General features: G+C 67.1%; 1 pseudogene. It reads left to right on the top strand.

What is annotated here, in order from left to right:
• Nucleotides 1-52 precede the first annotated feature (52 nt).
• A pseudogene (locus EN935_RS39785) lies at nt 53-511 on the top strand (ABC transporter permease); the annotation flags it as partial.

The raw sequence follows: 511 nt of genomic DNA, 5'->3' as shown, positions 1-511 counted from the left end.
AGGTTTCGATGCGGTCCGGCCGGATCGAGGCGCCCGTCAAGGTGACGGCCTGGTGCCATTGTCGCAGACGCTGAGGCTCGCGGTCCGCTTTTCGCTGCGCGAGATGCGCGGCGGCCTGTCCGGCTTCCTGATCTTCCTCGCCTGCATCGCGCTCGGCGTTGCGGCCATCGGCGGCGTCAACTCGGTGGCGCGTTCGATCACCGCCGGTGTCGCCAATCAGGGCCAGACGCTGCTTGGCGGCGATCTTCGCTTCCAGATCAACCAGCGTGACGCCAGCCAGCCCGAACGCGGCTTCCTTGATGGGCTGGGCGAGATTTCCAGAACCGCCAGCATGCGCTCGATGGCGCGTCTCGCCGACGGAACCGACCAGGCGCTGGTCGAGGCCAAGGCGGTCGACCATGCCTATCCGCTCTATGGCACGCTCGAGACCGAGCCGGCGCTGTCGAAGCAGGAACTGTTCGGCGAAGAGTTCGGTGTTTTCGGCGCCGCGGCCCCCGATCTGCTGTTCGAG

The organism is Mesorhizobium sp. M7D.F.Ca.US.004.03.1.1, assembly GCF_003998635.1.
Lineage (GTDB): Bacteria > Pseudomonadota > Alphaproteobacteria > Rhizobiales > Rhizobiaceae > Mesorhizobium > Mesorhizobium loti.
Note: the sequence above shows the minus strand (reverse complement) of the source record. Positions and strands in the feature narration are given on the sequence as shown.